Here is a 19079-nt window from a genome sequence, read left to right on the forward strand (position 1 = left end):
TGTTGGTGAGATGACTTCTTACCTTACCGCCAATCAGGTTAGAAGCCAAACGCACGGGTTAGATGTTCTGCTTGATAAGTTCGAGCACTTTTGTAATGTCCTCTTGCTCGAGCGCGCCTTCTTTAACAAACAGTACTTTGCCTTGCTTGTCTTGAACGATAATCGCCGAGCTTTCTTCTTTAAGAGCCCAAGCGGCGGCAACTAAACCGTTTTCATCAAGAACCATAGATGACCAAGGGAACTCTTTTTTGCTGTCCTGTGCCGAAGACTTTACGAACGAGCCTGTTCCCCAAATTGCATCATCTTGGTTGATGATCGTGGTCGTTTGGTAATTCTCTTCTGGGAACTGAGCTGTGGTAATGGCAGACATTAAAGGGGCGTTCATTTCTTTTGCGCTACTGCGCCCAGCAATCGCCTGAATCACATGAATTTTACCTTGCATATGTTGAGTCGCCCACGTTTGGTACGCGACGCCTTCGCCTTGTAAAACAATTTCGCCATAAGCGCCCACTTTCACCGGTGGCACCGTTTCACCAATGGATAGGTTATGAGCAAACGCAAGGCTTGGCATTAGTCCCAGCAGCAGAGAGAGGAGAGTCCTAGTTTTCATATTGTTATATTCCGTATGGGGTAGAAGTTTTTCAGTATATAGCCAGAGATGAGAAATTTGTAGAACTACAGGTAACATTTATTTAACGTACGCAGTGATGTAACATTGCGTTATGTGTAGAATTTGCTAAAATATCGTCGTCGTAAATTGCGTATAAAGATTGTGCGTATGAAGATTGCAGGATAAAGCAATCAGTGTTTTCTCAAAGGGAGTTGAGGTGAGTTATGCTACGTGAGTTTGCTATATACCGACCACAGCAAGTGGCGCGATTCGTGAAAAGATTATTTAAAGGGCAATTTTTTATCGCTGGGGTGGGGTGCTTTCAGTTTGATAATGGCAAAGTTTTGCTGCCTGATGTCAACGATCATAAAAGGCTTAGTATTTTTAAAGAAGTTAACCAAGTGATTGCCGCATTGCCAGTTTAATCTTTCACTCAATTTTGCATTTAGATTTCGATTTTATAAAAAGAGCGACCTCTCAGGTCGCTCTTTTTCGTTTCAGTTAGGCATGGCTAACTTGGCAAGTTAGGTGGGAAGCACACTCCTGTCCCCCCGATACCACAATAGCCATTAGGGTTCTTGGCAAGGTATTGCTGGTGGTATGTTTCGGCAAAGTAGTATGGCCCTGCGGGTTGTACCTCTGTGGTTATGTTTGAACGTTGCTCTTTTTGTAACGCTTGCTGATACTGAAGCTTTGACTGCTCTGCGATGTCTTGTTGCCCTGCAGAATAGGTATAGATGGCAGAACGGTACTGTGTGCCTAAATCGTTACCTTGACGCATCCCTTGAGTTGGGTCGTGTCTCTCCCAAAAGACAGTCAGTAGTTTTTTGAGTGAAATGACGCGTTCATCAAAGACAACTCGCACCACTTCGGTATGGCCAGTTTTGCCAGTACACACTTCTTCATACGTTGGGTTTGGCGTGTGGCCACCGGCATAGCCAACAGAAGTTGAGATCACGCCATCTTGTTGCCAAAATACGCGTTCTGCTCCCCAAAAACAGCCCATGCCAAGCAAAATTTGTTGCTGATGAGGCTGTAATGGCGCCGTTAATCTGGATTGATTGACAAAATGATGGTCGTCAATTTGTATTGGTTGTTCTCTACCGGGCAGTGCATCTTCTATACTGATCAATATCTGTTTGTTAAGCATGGTATCTGTCCTTTAATACGTGTCTTAAGTTTGCGAGCTTTTTCACTTCGTCTGTATCTTATGTTGTGATACGTAGAGCGTGGTAAGGCTATTAATACTACAGACTTAGCCTTTAATTGGCGTTATTATTGTTTACGTTTATTTAACCTCATTCAGCTAAAAAAGCTTGATAAGAAAGCATGATAAAAAAAGCTCTCTCCACTATTGTTGGCCTGCTTGTCTTTTCCCATGGTGCCTACGCCGATGTTTCTTTGACCTTAAAAGGCATCGATGGCGCATTGGAAGAGAATGTTAGTGCTTACTTATCGTCGATTCCAGAGAAGGATTACGCCACTTCTCTGCGCTTCCAAGCGCGATTGGATCAAAGTATCACTGAAGCGTTGAATGCGCTCGGGTATTATCATGCAAAAATTTCATACGCGATGCCCGAAGGGAATGATGAGCTGATCGTTAACATCAACCCCGGTTTACCTGTCAAAGTGACCGTCATGGATGTGGTGATCACGGGTGAGGCAAAAGACGATAAAGAGTTTGCCAATCTTATTGAACGTTCTCCGTTAAAAGTTGGCGAAGTACTCAATCAAGGCGAGTACGATAGCCTCAAGTCAGGCATTCGCAATCTGGCGTTGCAACGTGGGTATTTCAATGGGGATTACAAACTCACCAAACTTGAAGTGATCCCTGATCTTTATGAGGCTAACGTGCGCTTGCACTATGATAGTGGTATCCGCTACCACTTTGGGCCTATCAATATAACGGGAAGTCAGATTTGGGAAGATCGTGTCGAGTCGATGCGTCCCTTTGAAACTGGAGAGCCTTACCTCGTTTCTGGCGTCGGCGAGTACAACCAAAACCTTTCCAATACCGATTGGTTCTCTTCTGTATTTGTTGAGCCTGACCTAAGTAAGTTAGATGAAGGCCGTGAATTACCAATTAAAGTCTCTTTGGCACCTGCGCCGAAAAACCAGATAGAAACGGGTATTGGTTACTCAACCGATACTGGTGTACGTGGCACTTTAAAGTGGAAAAAACCGTGGGTCAGTTCTCGCGGTCATAGCTTTAATACCGCGTTGTCGTTGTCTAAACCAGAGCAAACCATTACGGCAGGCTACAAAATTCCACTTGATGATGCCTTACGTGAATATTACCAACTGCAATTTGGTTTGAAGCATCTAGATAACCGAGATACCGAGAGTTTGGAGTCGAACTTAGCGGTTGAGCGACATTGGTTGACGGATGTTGGCTGGCACAAAACCGTTTATTTGCGTCATTTATATGAGAATTACTCACAGGGTCTACAAGACGATGGCGTGAATTTCTTTCTTCCTGGGGCGACATTTTCACGTACTCGTGTTCGTGGAGGTAGTATGCCTATGTGGGGAGACAAGCAAAGCGTAACGATCGAGTATGGTGATCCTGCTTTGTTATCAGAGACGCGAGTATTGCGCCTGTTAGGGCAGTCGTCATGGATCCGCGGGATTGGCGAAAATCATCGTGGTTTATTCCGCGTGGAAGGTGGGGCGAACATCACTGACGAGTTTGAAAAACTCTCTCCGTCATTACGTTTCTTTGCTGGTGGTGATAGCAATATTCGTGGTTACGGTTATGAATCTATCTCACCTGTTGATGAGAGTGGTGCATTGACGGGGGGTAAATACATCGTCAGCAGCACGTTGGAATACCAATATCGCGTGCATGGTAACTGGTGGGCCGCGACCTTCTATGACATTGGTGATGCATTTAATCAAACACCTGAATGGAAAGCGGGGGCCGGGGTTGGCATTCGTTGGGCGTCTCCTGTCGGGCCGGTTAGTTTTGATTTTGCCTGGGGACTGGATGAAAAACCAAAAAGAGAATTCCGCATCCATTTCTCGTTGGGACCTGAGTTATGATGAAAATGATGTTTAAGTGGACCAAATGGCTGTCGCTGAGTTTGATTGGTCTATTGCTGTTGCTCATCATTTTTGTTGCGACAGTGCTATTTACTCACCCTGGTCTTAAGCTCGCGTTGTGGGGAGCAGAAAAGGCTTTACCGCAACTACAGATAGAGAAAGTTCAGGGCTCATTATTTCCTCGTTTTGAGCTACAGAACATCAGTTTTGTCGACGAATCTTTGAACGTCGACGCAAAAGTCGATCGTTTAGCGTTAGCGGTTAACTTCCGTTGTTTCTTTGATCCTAAAGTCTGTGTCGATGAGCTAGCCCTGCAAGGTGTTAACTTTCAGATGCCAGAGCTCCCTCCGGCAGGCGAAGAGCCAGAGGAGACTCCGCCATTACGTACAGTCAGTACACCAGTCCCTATTTTTGTTAATAAAGTTAGTTTTGATGACATAAACTTAAACATTTTGGGCAACCAAATTGATTGGCAAGATTTCTCTACCGGGCTTTCTATGCAAGGCGACCGTGTGGTGATTGCGCCGACGGCATTAAGAGATATCAATGTCGCATTGGCTCCGAGTGAAGCTGAACCTGAAGCGGCCACCGACGAGCCGAAAGAAGCCGATGCTCCGCCGCAAGATATTGTGTTACCTGAGGTATGGATTCCACTCACCGTGGACGCGAGACGCCTCGATATTCATAACTTTAAGCTTGCAGGTGAGAAGCCGGTGATCGTTCACCACCTTGGTGTTGTAGCGAAAGCGGGGGGCGACCGTGTTGATGTGAAAACATTAGAGCTCGACATGCCGGAAGTAGAAGGCAAGTTAAGCACACAAGTGACGCTTTCTGCCGATTACCCTATCAAAGCACAGCTCGATGCGCTGGTGAAGCAAGCCGACATGAAAGGACAAAAACTCTCGTTATCGGCGACGGGTTCGGTTGGCGACTTATCGCTTAATGCAACCTTATCGGATCTTGTCGAAGCGGAGATCAAAGGTGAACTTCAGCCCCTGAAAGCGCAGTTACCCTTTGATGTTGCAATCAAAAATGTACAAGCGCAATGGCCGTTAATCGGTCAAAGTGATTATCAGGTATCGGTACCAAGTTTATCTGCAAAAGGCTCCCTAGACGGATACACCGTGGCACTAGAAACCCAAGCTTCAGGTAAAGATATTCCTGCCGTGGATGTTGCGTTGAACGGTAAAGGGAGCTTAGAGCAAATCGATCTGGAAAGTATTGTCGTGAAAACGCTTGGTGGTGAGGTGTCCGGTCACGTGATGGCGAATTGGGCGGTGCCGATTAACTGGCGAGCGGATCTGGAACTGCAACATATTCAACCGGGGTTGCAGTGGGAAGACGCTGAAGGGGATATCAGTGGCAGCCTCTCGACTTCAGGTTCTTTAACAGAACAAGGCGGTTGGCAAGTCAGTTTACCTAAGTTAGATATCGATGGCATTTTGCGCGGTTATCCGCTCAATATTGAAGGCCAACTGGAAGCGTCTGATAAGAATGGCAAAGGTGAAGACATTCAGCTTACCACGCAAGGTTTAGCGCTTTCTCATGGCCCTAACCAATTGAGTGCCAAGGGTAAGATTGATAAGCAGGTATTAATGGATGTTGAGGTTAACTTCCCTGACTTTTCGAAAAGTGTGCCTGAGCTGGCGGGTAGAATGAAAGGTAACGTGGCGCTGCGTGGTAGCTTGAAAGAGCCAGACATCAAATTAGACCTAGCGCTAAATCAAGTGAACTGGCAACAGCAAGCGAACGTCGAAAACATAACCTTGAAGGGGAGTGTGACGCCTCTGCCAGCACCGAAAGCGAACTTAAGCCTCATTGCGAACAACATTACCTACGATGACATTAAAGTGGATCGCGCCGATCTTGAAGTCTCTGGGGATGAAAAACTGCACCAACTGACGCTAGATGTGGTGTCGGACATAGTTTCAACCAGTTTAGAAATTGAAGGGACGTTTCAACACAAGCCGCAAATGATCTGGGATGGTGCGTTGCGTCGTCTGGCAATGAGTACACCGCAAGGCCCATGGACATTACAAAAATCGACGGCGGTTAAAGTCAACATTGAGAAACAAATTGCCGATATCCAAGCACATTGTTGGCTGCAAGCCAATTCGAGTGTTTGTTTGACCGAAGATATTAGTGTGGGACAAAGCGGTGAGGCGAAACTCGCGGTCAATAACTTTGACTTTGAGCAAATTAAGCTATTTTTACCACCAGAAACCAATCTGCAAGGGACTGCCAATGCGCAAGCTAGCGCTAAATGGGCGCCTGAGAAGAAGCCTGAAGTCACGATAAATATCGATATGGCAAAAGGTCAGGTTGAGCAAGCATTAGAACAACCGATTAAAGTGGGTTGGGAAAGCTTTAGTGTCAACGCTGTGTTGGCGCAAGACAAGTTGGATGCAAAGTGGCGACTGGATGTCGAAGATAACGGTGACTTATCTGGTCAGGTTTCGTTAATTGATGTGACGTCTGAACAGCCAATGATCGACGGTAAGGTGTCACTGTCGACGTTCCATCTGGATTTCTTAGCGCCATTAATTGGTGAATACAGCCTGTTCAAAGCCAACATGAATACGGATCTGACGATCTCTGGTGATGTTATGCACCCTAAGGTCAACGGTCAGTTCTTGATTGACCAAATGAAATTGCAAGGGGAAGTGACGCCAATCGACATTAACTCCGGTCAGGTCGCGATCAGCTTTAACGGTCACCAAGCCGACCTCGATGCCGGGATCATGACGCCAGATGGCAAATTGGAAATCACGGGTGAGGCAGATTGGCAGGATTTACAAAACTGGCACACCAAAGCACGCGTGTTTGCGCAAGAGCTTAAGGTCGATATACCCCCAATGATCCAAGTCAAAGTTGAACCAGACATGACCATTGATGTCACACCGCAGCTTGCTAGGGTCGAAGGGAATATTAATCTGCCTTGGGGACGAATTGTGGTTGAAGAGCTACCACCAAGTGCGGTTGGCGTCTCAAGCGATACGGTGATTTTGGATAAGAATTTACAACCAGTGGATGATGTCGCACCGATGCCACTTGACGTAGAAACCGACATCAATATCAAAATTGGTGATGATTTTAAGCTGGTGGCTTTTGGTCTGAAAGGTGGCTTGAAAGGTAACCTTAATGTAACTCAGAAAGACAAAGGACCGTTTATCGTTGGTGAGGTAAATATCGTTGATGGTTCTTATCGCTCATTTGGTCAGGACTTGTTGATCGAAGAGGGGAAGATCTTGATGAATGGTCCTGCGGATCAGCCTTATGTTTCTATCAAGGCGATTCGAAACCCTGACAATACCCAAGATGACGTGATTGCAGGGGTGCGTGTCACCGGTCCGGCATCTGAGCCAAGTGTGGAGATTTTTTCCGAGCCAGCGATGCCTCAAGCGAATGCACTATCTTACTTATTACGCGGTCAAGACATTGATGGTGAAGCGGGTGGCAATGCCATGACCACCACATTAATCGGCTTAAGCTTGGCGAAGAGTGGCCGTGTGGTTGGAGAAATCGGCGCAGCCTTTGGCGTTCAAGACTTGCAACTGGACACGGCAGGCTCAGGTGATGATTCTCAAGTCACCGTGAGCGGTTACATACTGCCGGGCTTACAAGTGAGATATGGCGTCGGTATTTTTAACTCGTTGGGTGAGTTCACGGTGCGTTATCGACTGATGCAAGATCTTTATTTAGAGGCCGTTTCTGGTGTTGATAGTGCCGTTGACCTACTCTATCAATTCGAGTTTGATTAAAGCACATAAAAGGCCATAACTAAGGAGTAGTTATGCAGCATTTAGTTTTTGTATATGGAACATTACGTCAAGGGGAGTGTAATCATCACTTTCTGAGCTCGGCTCAGTTTCTTGGTCAACATGAAACGGATGCTCAGTTCGCATTATATGATTTAGGCCCTTATCCGGCATTGTCTGTTGGGCAACGCTCGATTCAAGGTGAGGTGTATCTAATTGATGATGAAACCTTGGCTGAGCTAGATAAGTTGGAAGATGTGCCAGTAGAGTATCGTCGTGAGAGTATCATGACCCCGTTTGGCCAAGCTTGGCTCTACTTGTATCAAGGTACCAAGCAAATGACCGAAGAAATCGCCTCTGGAGATTGGTGTCAAAAGGTGTGAGCTATACTGACATTATGAATAGCGACGAGCTGATCACTAAGGAGTTACGATGAGGGCATTCGTAATTGGCGCAATGGCGTTGCTTCTTGTTGCCTGTGCGCAAACAACACTACCGACATCGAGCAGTGTTGTAGATTGGCAAGCGTTTGGTAAGCAGTCCGCTTTAGATGGACTTCGAGCTTTATCTGGCGAGCGTATTGCCGCACTTGATGGTAATGCAAGCCATGCCACACCTGAATTGATCATGGCGTATCAAACGGGTTACCAGCAAGGTAAGCAAGAGTATTGCGAGCAAAGTGCGTATATGCTCGGTGTCATCGGGCGTCCATACTTTGGTATTTGTGATGACGTAGACCCTTTCTTTCAGCATGACTATGATGCTGGACGAATGTCCTCTGCAGGCGCGTCTATCTAGTTGATTTACATAAGATGAAAAACAAAAGAGCGGCCCTAAAGCCGCTCTTTTTAATGTTGTATCAGCAGCGACGCTTATTTACGTTGAGCGCGCTCGTAAGATTCTAAGATCTCAGCTTTAGCGGCGGCAACATCTGCCCAGCCATCCACCTTCACCCACTTACCGGATTCTAACTCTTTATAACGTTCAAAGAAGTGCGTGATTTGTGCTTTGAGTAACTCAGGGATATCGCTTACATCTTGGATGTGCTCGTACTCTTTCGAGATTTTTGAGTGAGGAACCGCAACCACTTTCGCATCTTCACCGGACTCATCCGTCATTTTTAATACGCCAACCGGACGGCAGCGAATCACTGAACCTGGCATGAGTGGGTATGGAGTAGGAACAAGTACGTCGACTGGATCACCGTCGAGAGAGAGTGTGTGATTCACATAGCCATAATTACATGGGTAAAACATAGGTGCCGACATGAAACGGTCGACAAATACCGCACCGGAGTCTTTATCTACTTCGTATTTGATTGGATCGGCATTTGCAGGAATTTCGATAACGACGTAGATATCGTCAGGTAGCGATTTACCTGCTGGCACATGGTTTAGGCTCATTTGAATATTCCTTTTCATTGAGGATGAGTGCACAAAAGAATGGCCTCATCTGATGATAGATTCGCATTTCACTCTAGCGACAAAAACGCAGCAGGTAAATACCCGCCGCGTTGGACACTATTCTTCGTCGCGATGCAGCTCAAGGAACTCTTCGACTTTACGAACCATGTTTTTCGAACCGACAAAGAAAGGCACACGCTGGTGCAGTTCTGTTGGTTTGATATCCATAATGCGATTCACACCGTCTGATGCAATACCGCCCGCTTGCTCGATTAGGAATGCCATTGGATTGCATTCATAAAGCAGACGAAGTTTACCTTGCGGATGGCTTTGTGTGCTTGGGTAAAGGTAGATGCCGCCTTTTAGTAGATTACGGTGGAAGTCTGCAACCAATGAACCAATGTAGCGCGAGGTATAGGGGCGACCGTCTTCTGGCACACTCTCTTGGCAGTGTTTGATGTATTTCTTCACACCGAGTGGGAAGCGAATGTAATTGCCTTCATTGATCGAATAAATCTTACCTTCTTCTGGAATCATCATGTTTTCATGTGACAAGCAGAAGCTGCCAATGGAAGGATCGTAAGTGAAGCCATTCACACCGTTACCTGTGGTGTAAACCAGCATGGTTGAGGATCCGTAAATCACATAACCTGCCGCCACTTGTTTATGCCCAGGTTGTAGGAAGTCTTCTTCGGTGGCTGGTGTGCCAATCGGAGAGACACGACGATAGATCGAAAAGATAGTACCAACAGAGACGTTCACATCGATGTTAGAAGAACCATCAAGTGGGTCCATTAATACGACGTATTTTGCATTTTGGTTGAGCGCTTTATTGAAGGCAACCGCTTCGTCTTCTTCTTCACTGGCAACGCCACACACTTGGTCACGAGCTTCAAGCGCGGCTTTAAATTTATCGTTCGCATAAACGTCGAGTTTTTGCTGATCTTCACCTTGGACATTTTCTGTTCCGACAGCCCCGGTGATATCACCAAGACCGGCTGCGTTAATTTCGCGGTTAACGATTTTGGCAGCTAAACGAATGGAGGCTAAAAGGGATGAGAGATCACCGCTAGCGTGGGGGAAATCCGCTTGTTTTTCGACAATGAACTCGCCTAGGGTGCGCAGTCCTGACATGGTTAATCCTTACATTTTCATTTCATTGGGGGTAGTGCGCAAAGGGGCATCTCTTACTGGATGTTAAACGATTGCGCCAGATGTAAGTTTAAGTCGCAGATCTTTTTAATGGTAATGAAGTAACTGTTTGAGATCTCAATTTATTTGTCTACTTAGGTGGTGGGCTCATCATTAAGTAAGAGGTTGTACACTCTGTGTTCAACCTTGTCATATTTGTGAAAGGGACGGCAAGAAGAAGGCTAAAGTCACTCGCTTTTCTGGTCATGATCGCGATAATGAAGGCATTAAAGAACGCATTACAAGGTTTCGTTTATGCACATTCATATCTTGGGTATCTGTGGCACGTTTATGGGCGGCGCTGCAATTTTAGCGCGTCAGCTAGGGCATAAAGTCACAGGCTCTGATGCCAACGTTTATCCACCGATGAGTACACTGCTAGAGTCTCAAGGTATTGAAATAATTGAAGGCTTCGACCCGTCTCAGCTTGACCCTCAACCAGACCTTGTGGTGATCGGCAATGCGATGAGTCGTGGTAATCCGTGTGTCGAACATGTACTCAATACCAACATGCGCTATACCTCTGGTCCGCAGTGGCTGAACGAGTTTTTGCTGCACGACCGTTGGGTGTTAGCGGTATCGGGGACACACGGTAAAACCACTACGTCGAGCATGCTAGCGTGGATACTGGAAGATTGTGGTTATCAACCTGGTTTCCTAGTCGGTGGGGTACTGGGCAACTTTGGTGTCTCTGCGCGTTTGGGTGAAAGCATGTTTTTTGTTGTTGAAGCGGACGAATATGACAGTGCTTTTTTCGATAAGCGTTCTAAGTTTGTGCATTACCACCCTCGCACTTTGATCATGAATAACCTTGAGTTCGATCATGCTGACATCTTCGATGATCTTGAAGCGATTAAGCGCCAGTTTCACCATTTGGTACGAACCGTGCCGGGCAATGGTTTGATTTTGGCGCCGAAGCAAGATCCGGCGTTGACGGATGTACTTGAACGTGGCTGTTGGACAGAAGAGCAGTTTTCGGGTGTTGGCGGTGACTGGCAAACGGACAAGTTGGTGGCCGATGGTTCAAAATTCGACGTTGCTCTGCAAGGCAAAAAAGTGGGCACTGTTGAATGGGATCTCGTTGGTGATCACAACGTCGATAACGCCTTAATGGCGATTGCTGCGGCGCGACACGTTGGTGTGACACCGGATTTAGCTTGTCAGGCTCTTGGTCGCTTCATCAATACTAAGCGCCGCTTGGAGTTAAAAGGTGAAGCGCAAGGCATCACGGTTTACGATGATTTTGCTCATCACCCGACGGCGATTGAACTCACCGTCGGCGGTTTGCGTAACAAGGTAGGCAAGCAACGTATTTTTGCTGTGTTAGAACCTCGCTCTGCCACGATGAAACGTGGTGTTCACAATAATGCACTCGCGGATTCGCTGCACAATGCTGACGAAGTGTTCCTCTTCCAGCCAGATAGTATTGAATGGTCCGTTCAAGACATTGCCGATCAGTGCCAGCAGCCAGCTTTTGTGGATGCTGATATAGATAAACTGGTGTCTAAAATCGTGGAGCGTGCAAGTAAAGGCGACCAAATTCTAGTAATGAGTAATGGTGGTTTTGGCGGTATTCACGATAAGCTTATCGAGCAACTAAACAAAAAGTCTGATTTTTATGCATAACAAACAGCAACCAACCAAAAAAGCCATTACTTTGGCTCTAACGGGGGCGTCTGGCGCGCCTTATGGCCTCCGTCTTCTCGAATGTTTAGTCGCGGCGGATTACCACGTTTACGTGCTGATCTCTTCGGCGGCGCGTGTGGTGATGGCAACCGAACACAACCTTAAGCTGCCAAGCGGCCCCGAAGCTGCAAAGCAAGCGCTGGTGGAACATCTCAATTGTGACTCAAATAACATCACCGTTTGTGGTAAAGACGATTGGTTTTCGCCGGTAGCGTCTGGCTCTGCGGCACCCAAGCAAATGGTGGTTTGCCCATGTTCAGCAGGCAGTGTTGCGGCGATCGCGCATGGTATGTCGGATAATTTGATTGAGCGCGCCGCTGACGTGGTGATGAAAGAGCGCGGTCAGTTACTGCTCGTGGTACGTGAAACCCCCTTTTCGACGCTGCACTTAGAGAATATGCACAAATTATCGCAAATGGGCGTGACCATCATGCCTGCGGCGCCAGGCTTTTATCATCAACCCAAGCGTATTGAAGATTTAGTTGACTTTATGGTGGCGAGAATTCTGGATCACCTTGGCATTGAGCAAGGCTTAGTGCCGCGTTGGGGTTATGATCAACGTTCGTAATTGATTCCTGAGCTATCTCGCGAAACCTAGCATTTCTAGGTGAATTGGGTATACAATTCATCGAACTCATCGGGGAGCTAAACCATTTTGCATTGGCAGTATCAATGCGTGTGGACGCTGAGACCTAATTGCTTAACCTTGTTACGCAGGCGGGGACCCGTATTACCTGAACCAGATAATGCTGGCGTAGGAATTGAGTCTGGATATTGGAAGTCCTTAATAGCCACCTCAAGCCTGTGCCGCTCAACTTATTTCTTTGAAATACTCATGGAGAGCGAGCAGTGAAAACCACTTCTAGTTTGATTGCCTTAGCGGCAATTGTTTCTGCGTCAGCCTTAGCTGATAAAAAAACCTTAACCATCTATACTTATGACTCTTTTGCTGCTGACTGGGGTCCCGGTCCTAAAATCGAGCAAGCATTCGAAGCAAAATGTGGTTGTGACGTTAACTTTGTGGCACTGGACGATGGTGTGTCGATCCTGAATCGTCTTCGTCTTGAAGGCGGAAATAGCAAGGCTGACATCGTGTTAGGTTTGGATAACAACCTGATGGCCGAAGCGAAGAAAACCGGTCTGCTTGTCGAGCACAATGTGGATACGGCCAACACGGTGCTGCCAAACGGCTGGAATGACAACACATTTGTCCCGTACGACTACGGTTATTTTGCGTTTGTGTACAACAAAGAGAAACTGGCTAATCCGCCGAAAAGCATGAAAGAGCTGGTGGAAGCGCGCGACGATTTGAAAGTGATTTATCAAGATCCGCGTACGTCAACGCCGGGCCAAGGCTTGATGCTGTGGATGAAATCCATCTATGGTGATGACGTGACGCAAGCGTGGCAGAAGCTGGCGAATAAAACGGTTACGGTAACCAAAGGGTGGTCTGAAGCGTATTCCATGTTCTTAAATGGCGAGTCAGATTTAGTGCTTTCTTACACCACATCACCTGCGTACCACTTGATTGCGGAAAACGATTCAAAGTTTGCGACGGCGAATTTTGCGGAAGGCCACTACATGCAAGTTGAAGTAGCCGCCAAAGTGAAAGGATCAAAAAATTCAGAACTCGCTGATCAGTTTATGAATTTCATTTTAAGTGATGAGTTTCAATCGGCGATGCCAACGGGCAACTGGATGTACCCAGTCACTGACGTTGAGTTACCTAAAGGTTTTGAAACCTTGAGCGTTCCAAGCAAGTCGTTGAGCTTTAGTGCTGATGAAGTGGCAAAAATGCGTAAGTCTTGGATTCGTGAATGGCAAAGCGCACTGACGTTTTAGCTGACGTTCCAACCCTCATCTGAATGAGATAGGTTTTACCTTTGAATTCTGTTCCAAAAATAGGTTTAGGGGTCGCGATGATCATCGCGACCTTTGTTATTTCTGCCCTCGGTGCTTTGATTGTTCAAGCTCCTTCACTTGATGTGTCTGTGGTATGGGACGATCCGTATTATCAACATGTCACTAAGTTTAGCTTCTACCAAGCGTTTCTCTCCACATTGCTCAGTGTAGGCTTCGCCATTCCGGTTGCACATGCACTTTCGCGTCGCCAATTTTGGGGTAAATCATTACTGCTTAAGCTATTTGCATCGACGCTGGTTCTGCCGGTGTTGGTTGGCGTTTTCGGGCTCTTAGCGATTTATGGCAACAGCGGTTTGTTGGCGCAGTGGCTACAAAGTTTCGATAGCAAACTGCCATTCTCTATTTACGGTTTGAACGGCATTTTACTTGCCCATGTGTTCTTTAATTTACCTTACGCGGCACGCTTGCTGTTGCAAGCCTTGGAGTCCATTCCTGCGGAGCAACATAAACTTTGCGCGCATCTAGGTATGAGCCATTGGAATAAGTTTCGTTGGGTGGAGTGGCCGCGGTTAAGACAGCAATTGCCGCACGTCAGCGGGTTAGTTTTTATGTTGTGCTTCACCAGTTTTGCGACGGTGATGGCGCTGGGTGGTGGACCTAAATCGACCACTATTGAATTGGCTATCTACCAAGCGATTAAGTTTGATTTTGATTTGCAAGCCGGAGCGTTGTTAGCGCTGTGGCAGATGCTGTTGTGTGGACTGATCGCAATTGGAGTGCAGAAGTTAACGAAGCCTGTTTCTATCAGCGCTGGCAGCACATCGGTACAGCAATATTTAACGAAGGATCATCGGTGGTCAAAAGCTTGGGATGGCTTTTGGATCATAGGTGCCTTTTTACTGGTAATACCGCCGTTATTGATGGTGTTATTGAGTGGCATTAATCAACAGGTTTGGACGGTGTTAACTGATGAACGTTTTTGGTCTGCGTTATCTAACTCATTCAAAGTTGCAGGGTTAGCCAGTGCGCTTGCGGTCGCTGCGGGCGTGTCCATATTGTTGACCAGTCGCCGCTGGCGTCTGCAATATAAGAACACTCGCGCCGATCAGATTGAGTTGATTGGCACCATTATATTGGTCACGCCAGGTTTGGTGATTAGCACCGGGTTATTCTTACTACTGCGATCATTTACCGATGTTTTTAGCTTGGCGTTCTTTGTCGTGATTTTGGTGAATGGTTTGATGGCTTTGCCTTACGTGATTAAAACGCTGGCACAACCAATGCTGCACATTGAGCAGCAATATCAGTATGTATGTGCCAGCTTAGGCATGCGTGGCTGGCAACGGTTTAAGGTGGTGGAGTGGCAAGCGCTGCGCAAGCCATTCGCACATGCGTTTGCGATTAGCTTTATGTTTGCGATTGGCGATTTAAGTGCCATCGCATTGTTTGGCGGACAAGAGTTCCGCACTTTACCTCTGTATTTATTCCAGTTGCTTGGCAGCTATCAGATGGAAGCGGCAGCGGTGGTATCGGTGACCTTGTTGTTGTTGAGTGTGGGCTGTTTTGCGCTGATAGAGCAAGTATTGAAAACGAAGGAGAGAGCGTAATGTTAGTGTTGGATGATGTGCAGTATACCTACCAACGTGAACTGTTTCGTTTTGACTTAACCATTGAGCAAGGTCAGATAGTGTCGCTGATGGGGCCGAGTGGAGCGGGAAAGTCGACGTTGCTGGCTTTGGTGGCTGGGTTTATACATCCAGACCAAGGCGACATTCGCGTCGATGGTGAATCGATTATTCACCACGCGCCTTATCAGCGTCCTTTCTCGATGTTATTTCAGGAGCACAATTTGTTCGCTCACTTATCGGTGCGTGACAATATTGGTTTAGGTTTGCAGCCGGGGCTCAAACTCACGGCAGATCAAGTGCGCCAGGTTGAGCAAGCGGCGCAGCAAGTGGGAGTCACGGAGTATCTTGACCGTTTGCCTGAACACTTATCTGGCGGTCAACGTCAACGGGTTGCTTTAGCGCGATGTTTTGTACAGGCGCATCCTATCTGGTTGTTGGATGAGCCGTTTTCTGCTTTGGATCCAGTATTACGTGAAGAGATGTTGGCGTTAGTAAAGCGACTGGCAAATGAACGGTGTATCACGGTTTTGATGGTCACGCATCATTTGAGTGATGCGCGAGCCATAGCGAGTCATTTTGCGTTTGTTGTTGATGGTAAAGTCGAAGCGAGAGGCGTGCTCGATGAGCTAAAGGTATCGCACCCGAGTGAAGCGTTACAAGCGTTTGTTCGCGCTGCCGGATGAGGTTTTTAGACGTAGGGAGAAGGTTGACGTTCACGTCAACCTTGTTATTTTTCTGCGCTTTTTAGTTAGCTGTCTCATACGAGAACTAGTTTTGAGGCTTCACCACCATTACGTTGATGGGAGAGTATTCCACCACTTTACTGGCGACCGAGCCAAGCATCACTTTGTTGATTTTCGAGCGTTTGTGACTTGGCATGATGATAAGATCCGCCCCTAAACGCTCCGCATAATCAAGAATTGTCGCGTAAGCTTTCCCTTCGGCAACGTGTACCTTATAAATAACATCTTCATCGATGTGTTCATTGGCGAATGTTTTAAGTTGCTGTTTTACGTCTTGCTTCATTTTCATTGCCGCGTCTTTTGGAAAATAGCTCGCGACCATCGACATGTGAATACCGGGTAAAACGGTCAACAGATGAATTTCCGCATTCGCTTGCTTAGCCTGCCAAACGGCTAGCTCAACAGCTCGGTCCGAAAAGCCTTGGTCATTTAGATCAACCGGAACAAGAATTTGTTTGTACATTCAATGTCTCTCATTAAGGCCCCTTATCCTCGGGGCCAAATCGGTTATGCGCTCAGTTGTTCCTTGCGAGCACGACGTTTTTGGTTCATGGCAAGTACCAGCAAAATCATTAAGCACGGTACAAATACCCATTCTTTCATTGGACGAGCGGCATCTTGTATTACCCACTTGATCTCCCAGTCAAAGTCGATACCTGCAGACTCTGCCGGGCTACCAAACTCGACCATATCGACAATCATTTTGTTGTCGCTTTCGGTCAGCATTAGACCCATTGAAGAAATGCGTTCTTCCGCTGTCGTGGCGTCATCATCAAACGGGAGGCGCACCGTTTTCTCGATATAGTCACCCTCTAAGTTCTCACCGCCAACACGTAGCTCTATGGATTCTCCTACATTTAGGTTGTCCGTGATTTGAGCTATCTCAACCCCAGGAGAAAGAACTTTCGCTGGGTACAGCATGTCCCACCAGAAGCCTGGACGGAAGAATGAAAATGTCAGAACTAATAATAGGATCGTTTCCCACCATTTATTACGTGTAAACCACCATCCCTGCGTTGCAGCAGAGAAAATCAGCATGGCGATAATGGAAGAAATAATCGTCAGCGCTAAGTGCCACCAAGAGTCAATTCCCATTAAGAGTAGTTGGGTATTGAACACGAACATAAATGGCAAAATCGCGGTTCGAATATCGTAGGTAAAGCCTTGGATACCAGTGCGGATTGGGTCCGATTTTGCTATCGCTGCTGCGGCAAACGCGGCTAAACCCACAGGAGGGGTATCGTCAGCCAAGATACCGAAATAGAACACGAATAAATGGACGGCAATGAGCGGGATGATCAGACCATGCGCAGCACCAAGGGTGACGATAACGGGAGCCATGAGCGTGGATACGACGATGTAGTTTGCCGTGGTAGGTAGACCCATTCCGAGGATTAAACTGATAATCGCAGTAAAAAGAAGCATGAGAATAATGCTACCGCCGGAAATGAACTCAACGAAATCCGTCATAACCAAACCGATGCCGGTTAGTGTTACTACACCAACGACGGTACCAGCTGCCGCTGTTGCGACACCAATACCAATCATATTACGAGCACCAGACACCAAACTTTCGGCGAGATCAACAAAACCATTTTTGGTTTGTTCAACCATGTCGCCCTGCTTTGAGAGCAGCGCAATTAATGGACGCTGGGTTAGCAAAATGAAAATCATGAACACCGTTGCCCAGAATGCCGATAAACCCGGCGAGAATCGTTCAACGGTTAAGCACCATACAAGTACCACGATTGGGAGTAGAAAGTGCAGGCCAGATTTTACAGTAGGACCTGGATCGGGCACTTCTGTTAGCTCTGCATCAATGTCTATTGCACCATCTTTTGCGTGATTTGCCGAGATCTTGACCAAGCCCACATAAGCGATGAGTAGAGCGACCGTGACGATTGGCGTTGCGGCATCACCAAAGACATCTTTGGTCCAGCCAACACCGTAATAAACCAGCGCACTGAGCACACCCAGTCCTAAGATGGTGCCTGTAAATGACAACAGACTTTGTACCAGTGTAGGAGTGTGGCGACGAGGAAGCCCCGTCATGCCTGCTTTACATGCTTCAAGGTGAACAATGTAAATCAAAGCGATGTAAGAAATCAGAGCGGGAAGTAGTGCCGCTTTGATGACTTCAACATAAGAGATACCGACGTACTCCACCATCAAAAACGCGGCGGCTCCCATGATGGGTGGTGTTAACTGCCCATTAGTTGAAGCTGCAACTTCGACCGCACCCGCTTTGGTTCCCGGAAAGCCAACCCGTTTCATCAATGGAATAGTAAAGGTACCAGTAGTGACGACGTTGGCGATAGAAGAGCCTGAAACCAGTCCTGATAATCCTGATGCAACAACCGCAGCTTTGGCTGGTCCTCCCTTCATATGACCGAGTAGGGAAAAGGCAACCTTAATAAAGTAAGCGCCAGCACCCGCACGCTCGAGCATTGCACCAAACAGTACGAATAGGAATACGAAAGAGGTCGATACGCCTAATGCGACACCAAATACCCCTTCCGTCGTCAGCCACAAATGCGACATCGCTTTGTTTAAGCTTGCCCCTTTGTGTGCGATGACATCCGGCATGTAAGGGCCTGCAAAGGTGTAAGTGAGGAATACCGCAGCCACCACCATGAGAGGGGGCCCGAGAGCACGACGTGTGGCTTCTAAAAGGAGCACCATACCAATAACGGCTACAATAATGTCTGCAGTGGTTGGCGCGCCAGAGCGTCCAGCAAGCTCAGTATAGAAAAGGTAAATATAGGCCGCAGAAAAGCTACCAGCCAGAGCGAGCACCCAGTCAACGAGCGGGATATTATCGCGTGGAGAATTCTTCAGTGCGGGGTAAGCGGTGAAAGCTAAAAAGATCGCGAAAGTTAAATGAATTGATCGCGCTTCCGTGTCGTTCAGTACGCCGAAATTAAAAATAAATGGTAGCGGGGAGGCGTACCATAATTGAAATAGTGACCAACACAGAGGAACAAACCAGAGGATTCGCCCTTGCATACCCGATGGGCTGCGTGCACCTGTATCTGCCTGAGCCACCATTTCTTGCACATCTTGTGACGGAGTTTGATTCGTCGCCATGTACTTTTTCCTTATTATTGATGGTCCTGTCGGATTTTTATCGAGAACCACACTTCGCCTCTATCAGT

Annotated in this window: 16 protein-coding genes; 10 read left to right on the top strand and 6 right to left on the bottom strand. The window is 47.1% G+C overall.

Features of this window, described 5'->3' with window-relative positions:
- Nucleotides 1–58: 58 nt before the first annotated feature.
- Nucleotides 59–610: a YtfJ family protein gene (locus AC3D28_RS13175; RefSeq protein WP_488535015.1), complete on the bottom strand. Its 552-nt coding sequence runs from the start codon at nucleotides 608–610 to the stop codon at nucleotides 59–61.
- A gap of 224 nt (nucleotides 611–834) precedes the next feature.
- Here AC3D28_RS13175 and AC3D28_RS13180 point away from each other — a divergent pair, with 224 nt between their 5' ends.
- Entirely contained in the window at nucleotides 835–1035 is a 201-nt protein-coding gene (locus tag AC3D28_RS13180; protein WP_098416641.1) for a DUF1107 family protein, read from the top strand.
- An 86-nt stretch (nucleotides 1036–1121) separates the two neighbouring features.
- On the opposite strand, the gene msrA is transcribed toward AC3D28_RS13180, so the two are convergent.
- Nucleotides 1122–1760 carry a peptide-methionine (S)-S-oxide reductase MsrA gene (gene msrA / locus AC3D28_RS13185; RefSeq protein ID WP_488535016.1) on the bottom strand — a complete coding sequence of 213 codons (639 nt, stop codon included), beginning with the start codon at nucleotides 1758–1760 and terminating at the stop codon, nucleotides 1122–1124.
- A 179-nt stretch (nucleotides 1761–1939) separates the two neighbouring features.
- On the opposite strand from msrA, the gene tamA reads away from it, so the two are divergent.
- Genes tamA through AC3D28_RS13205 form a run of 4 tightly spaced genes read left to right on the top strand, consistent with a single transcriptional unit; the run spans nucleotide 1940 to nucleotide 8208 of the window.
- The gene (gene tamA, locus AC3D28_RS13190) at nucleotides 1940–3652 is read left to right on the top strand and encodes an autotransporter assembly complex protein TamA (protein ID WP_488535017.1); all 1713 of its coding nucleotides are present in this window, start codon (nucleotides 1940–1942) and stop codon (nucleotides 3650–3652) included.
- Entirely contained in the window at nucleotides 3649–7413 is a 3765-nt protein-coding gene (tamB, locus tag AC3D28_RS13195) for an autotransporter assembly complex protein TamB (protein ID WP_488535018.1), read from the top strand. Before tamA ends, tamB begins: the two co-directional genes overlap by 4 nt.
- Nucleotides 7414–7445: 32 nt before the next feature.
- On the top strand, nucleotides 7446–7793 hold the full coding sequence (locus tag AC3D28_RS13200) for a gamma-glutamylcyclotransferase family protein (RefSeq protein ID WP_098416637.1): 348 nt from the start codon (nucleotides 7446–7448) through the stop codon (nucleotides 7791–7793).
- A gap of 49 nt (nucleotides 7794–7842) precedes the next feature.
- Nucleotides 7843–8208, top strand: a complete 366-nt coding sequence (locus tag AC3D28_RS13205) for a DUF2799 domain-containing protein (protein ID WP_488535019.1) — start codon at nucleotides 7843–7845, stop codon at nucleotides 8206–8208.
- A 74-nt stretch (nucleotides 8209–8282) separates the two neighbouring features.
- Here the strand turns inward: AC3D28_RS13205 and ppa are convergent, their stop codons facing one another.
- Both ppa and fbp read right to left on the bottom strand, forming a co-directional pair.
- Entirely contained in the window at nucleotides 8283–8813 is a 531-nt protein-coding gene (gene ppa / locus AC3D28_RS13210) for an inorganic diphosphatase (RefSeq protein WP_098416635.1), read from the bottom strand.
- A 117-nt stretch (nucleotides 8814–8930) separates the two neighbouring features.
- Complete coding sequence (fbp, locus tag AC3D28_RS13215) at nucleotides 8931–9947, bottom strand: class 1 fructose-bisphosphatase (RefSeq protein WP_098416634.1); 1017 nt, start codon at nucleotides 9945–9947, stop codon at nucleotides 8931–8933.
- A 312-nt stretch (nucleotides 9948–10259) separates the two neighbouring features.
- Between fbp and mpl the strand changes: the two genes are divergently transcribed.
- The 5 genes from mpl (at nucleotide 10260) to thiQ (ending at nucleotide 15864) form a co-directional block, all read left to right on the top strand.
- Nucleotides 10260–11630, top strand: a complete 1371-nt coding sequence (mpl, locus tag AC3D28_RS13220; RefSeq protein ID WP_488535020.1) for a UDP-N-acetylmuramate:L-alanyl-gamma-D-glutamyl-meso-diaminopimelate ligase — start codon at nucleotides 10260–10262, stop codon at nucleotides 11628–11630.
- Nucleotides 11623–12258, top strand: a complete 636-nt coding sequence (locus AC3D28_RS13225) for a flavin prenyltransferase UbiX (protein ID WP_488535021.1) — start codon at nucleotides 11623–11625, stop codon at nucleotides 12256–12258. Before mpl ends, AC3D28_RS13225 begins: the two co-directional genes overlap by 8 nt.
- 281 nt (nucleotides 12259–12539) lie before the next feature.
- Nucleotides 12540–13532, top strand: coding sequence for a thiamine ABC transporter substrate binding subunit (gene thiB / locus AC3D28_RS13230; protein WP_488535022.1), 993 nt, complete (start codon nucleotides 12540–12542; stop codon nucleotides 13530–13532).
- A 41-nt stretch (nucleotides 13533–13573) separates the two neighbouring features.
- The gene (gene thiP / locus AC3D28_RS13235) at nucleotides 13574–15160 is read left to right on the top strand and encodes a thiamine/thiamine pyrophosphate ABC transporter permease ThiP (protein ID WP_488535023.1); all 1587 of its coding nucleotides are present in this window, start codon (nucleotides 13574–13576) and stop codon (nucleotides 15158–15160) included.
- Nucleotides 15160–15864, top strand: coding sequence for a thiamine ABC transporter ATP-binding protein (gene thiQ / locus AC3D28_RS13240; RefSeq protein ID WP_488535024.1), 705 nt, complete (start codon nucleotides 15160–15162; stop codon nucleotides 15862–15864). Before thiP ends, thiQ begins: the two co-directional genes overlap by 1 nt.
- 85 nt (nucleotides 15865–15949) lie before the next feature.
- Here thiQ and AC3D28_RS13245 read toward each other — a convergent pair whose 3' ends face one another.
- Nucleotides 15950–16387, bottom strand: coding sequence for a universal stress protein (locus AC3D28_RS13245; protein ID WP_098416628.1), 438 nt, complete (start codon nucleotides 16385–16387; stop codon nucleotides 15950–15952).
- Between the two features lie 44 nt (nucleotides 16388–16431).
- Nucleotides 16432–19011, bottom strand: coding sequence for a TRAP transporter permease (locus tag AC3D28_RS13250; RefSeq protein WP_488535025.1), 2580 nt, complete (start codon nucleotides 19009–19011; stop codon nucleotides 16432–16434).
- Nucleotides 19012–19079: the final 68 nt, after the last annotated feature.

This window comes from Vibrio sp. TAP-3B (genome assembly GCF_057784735.1).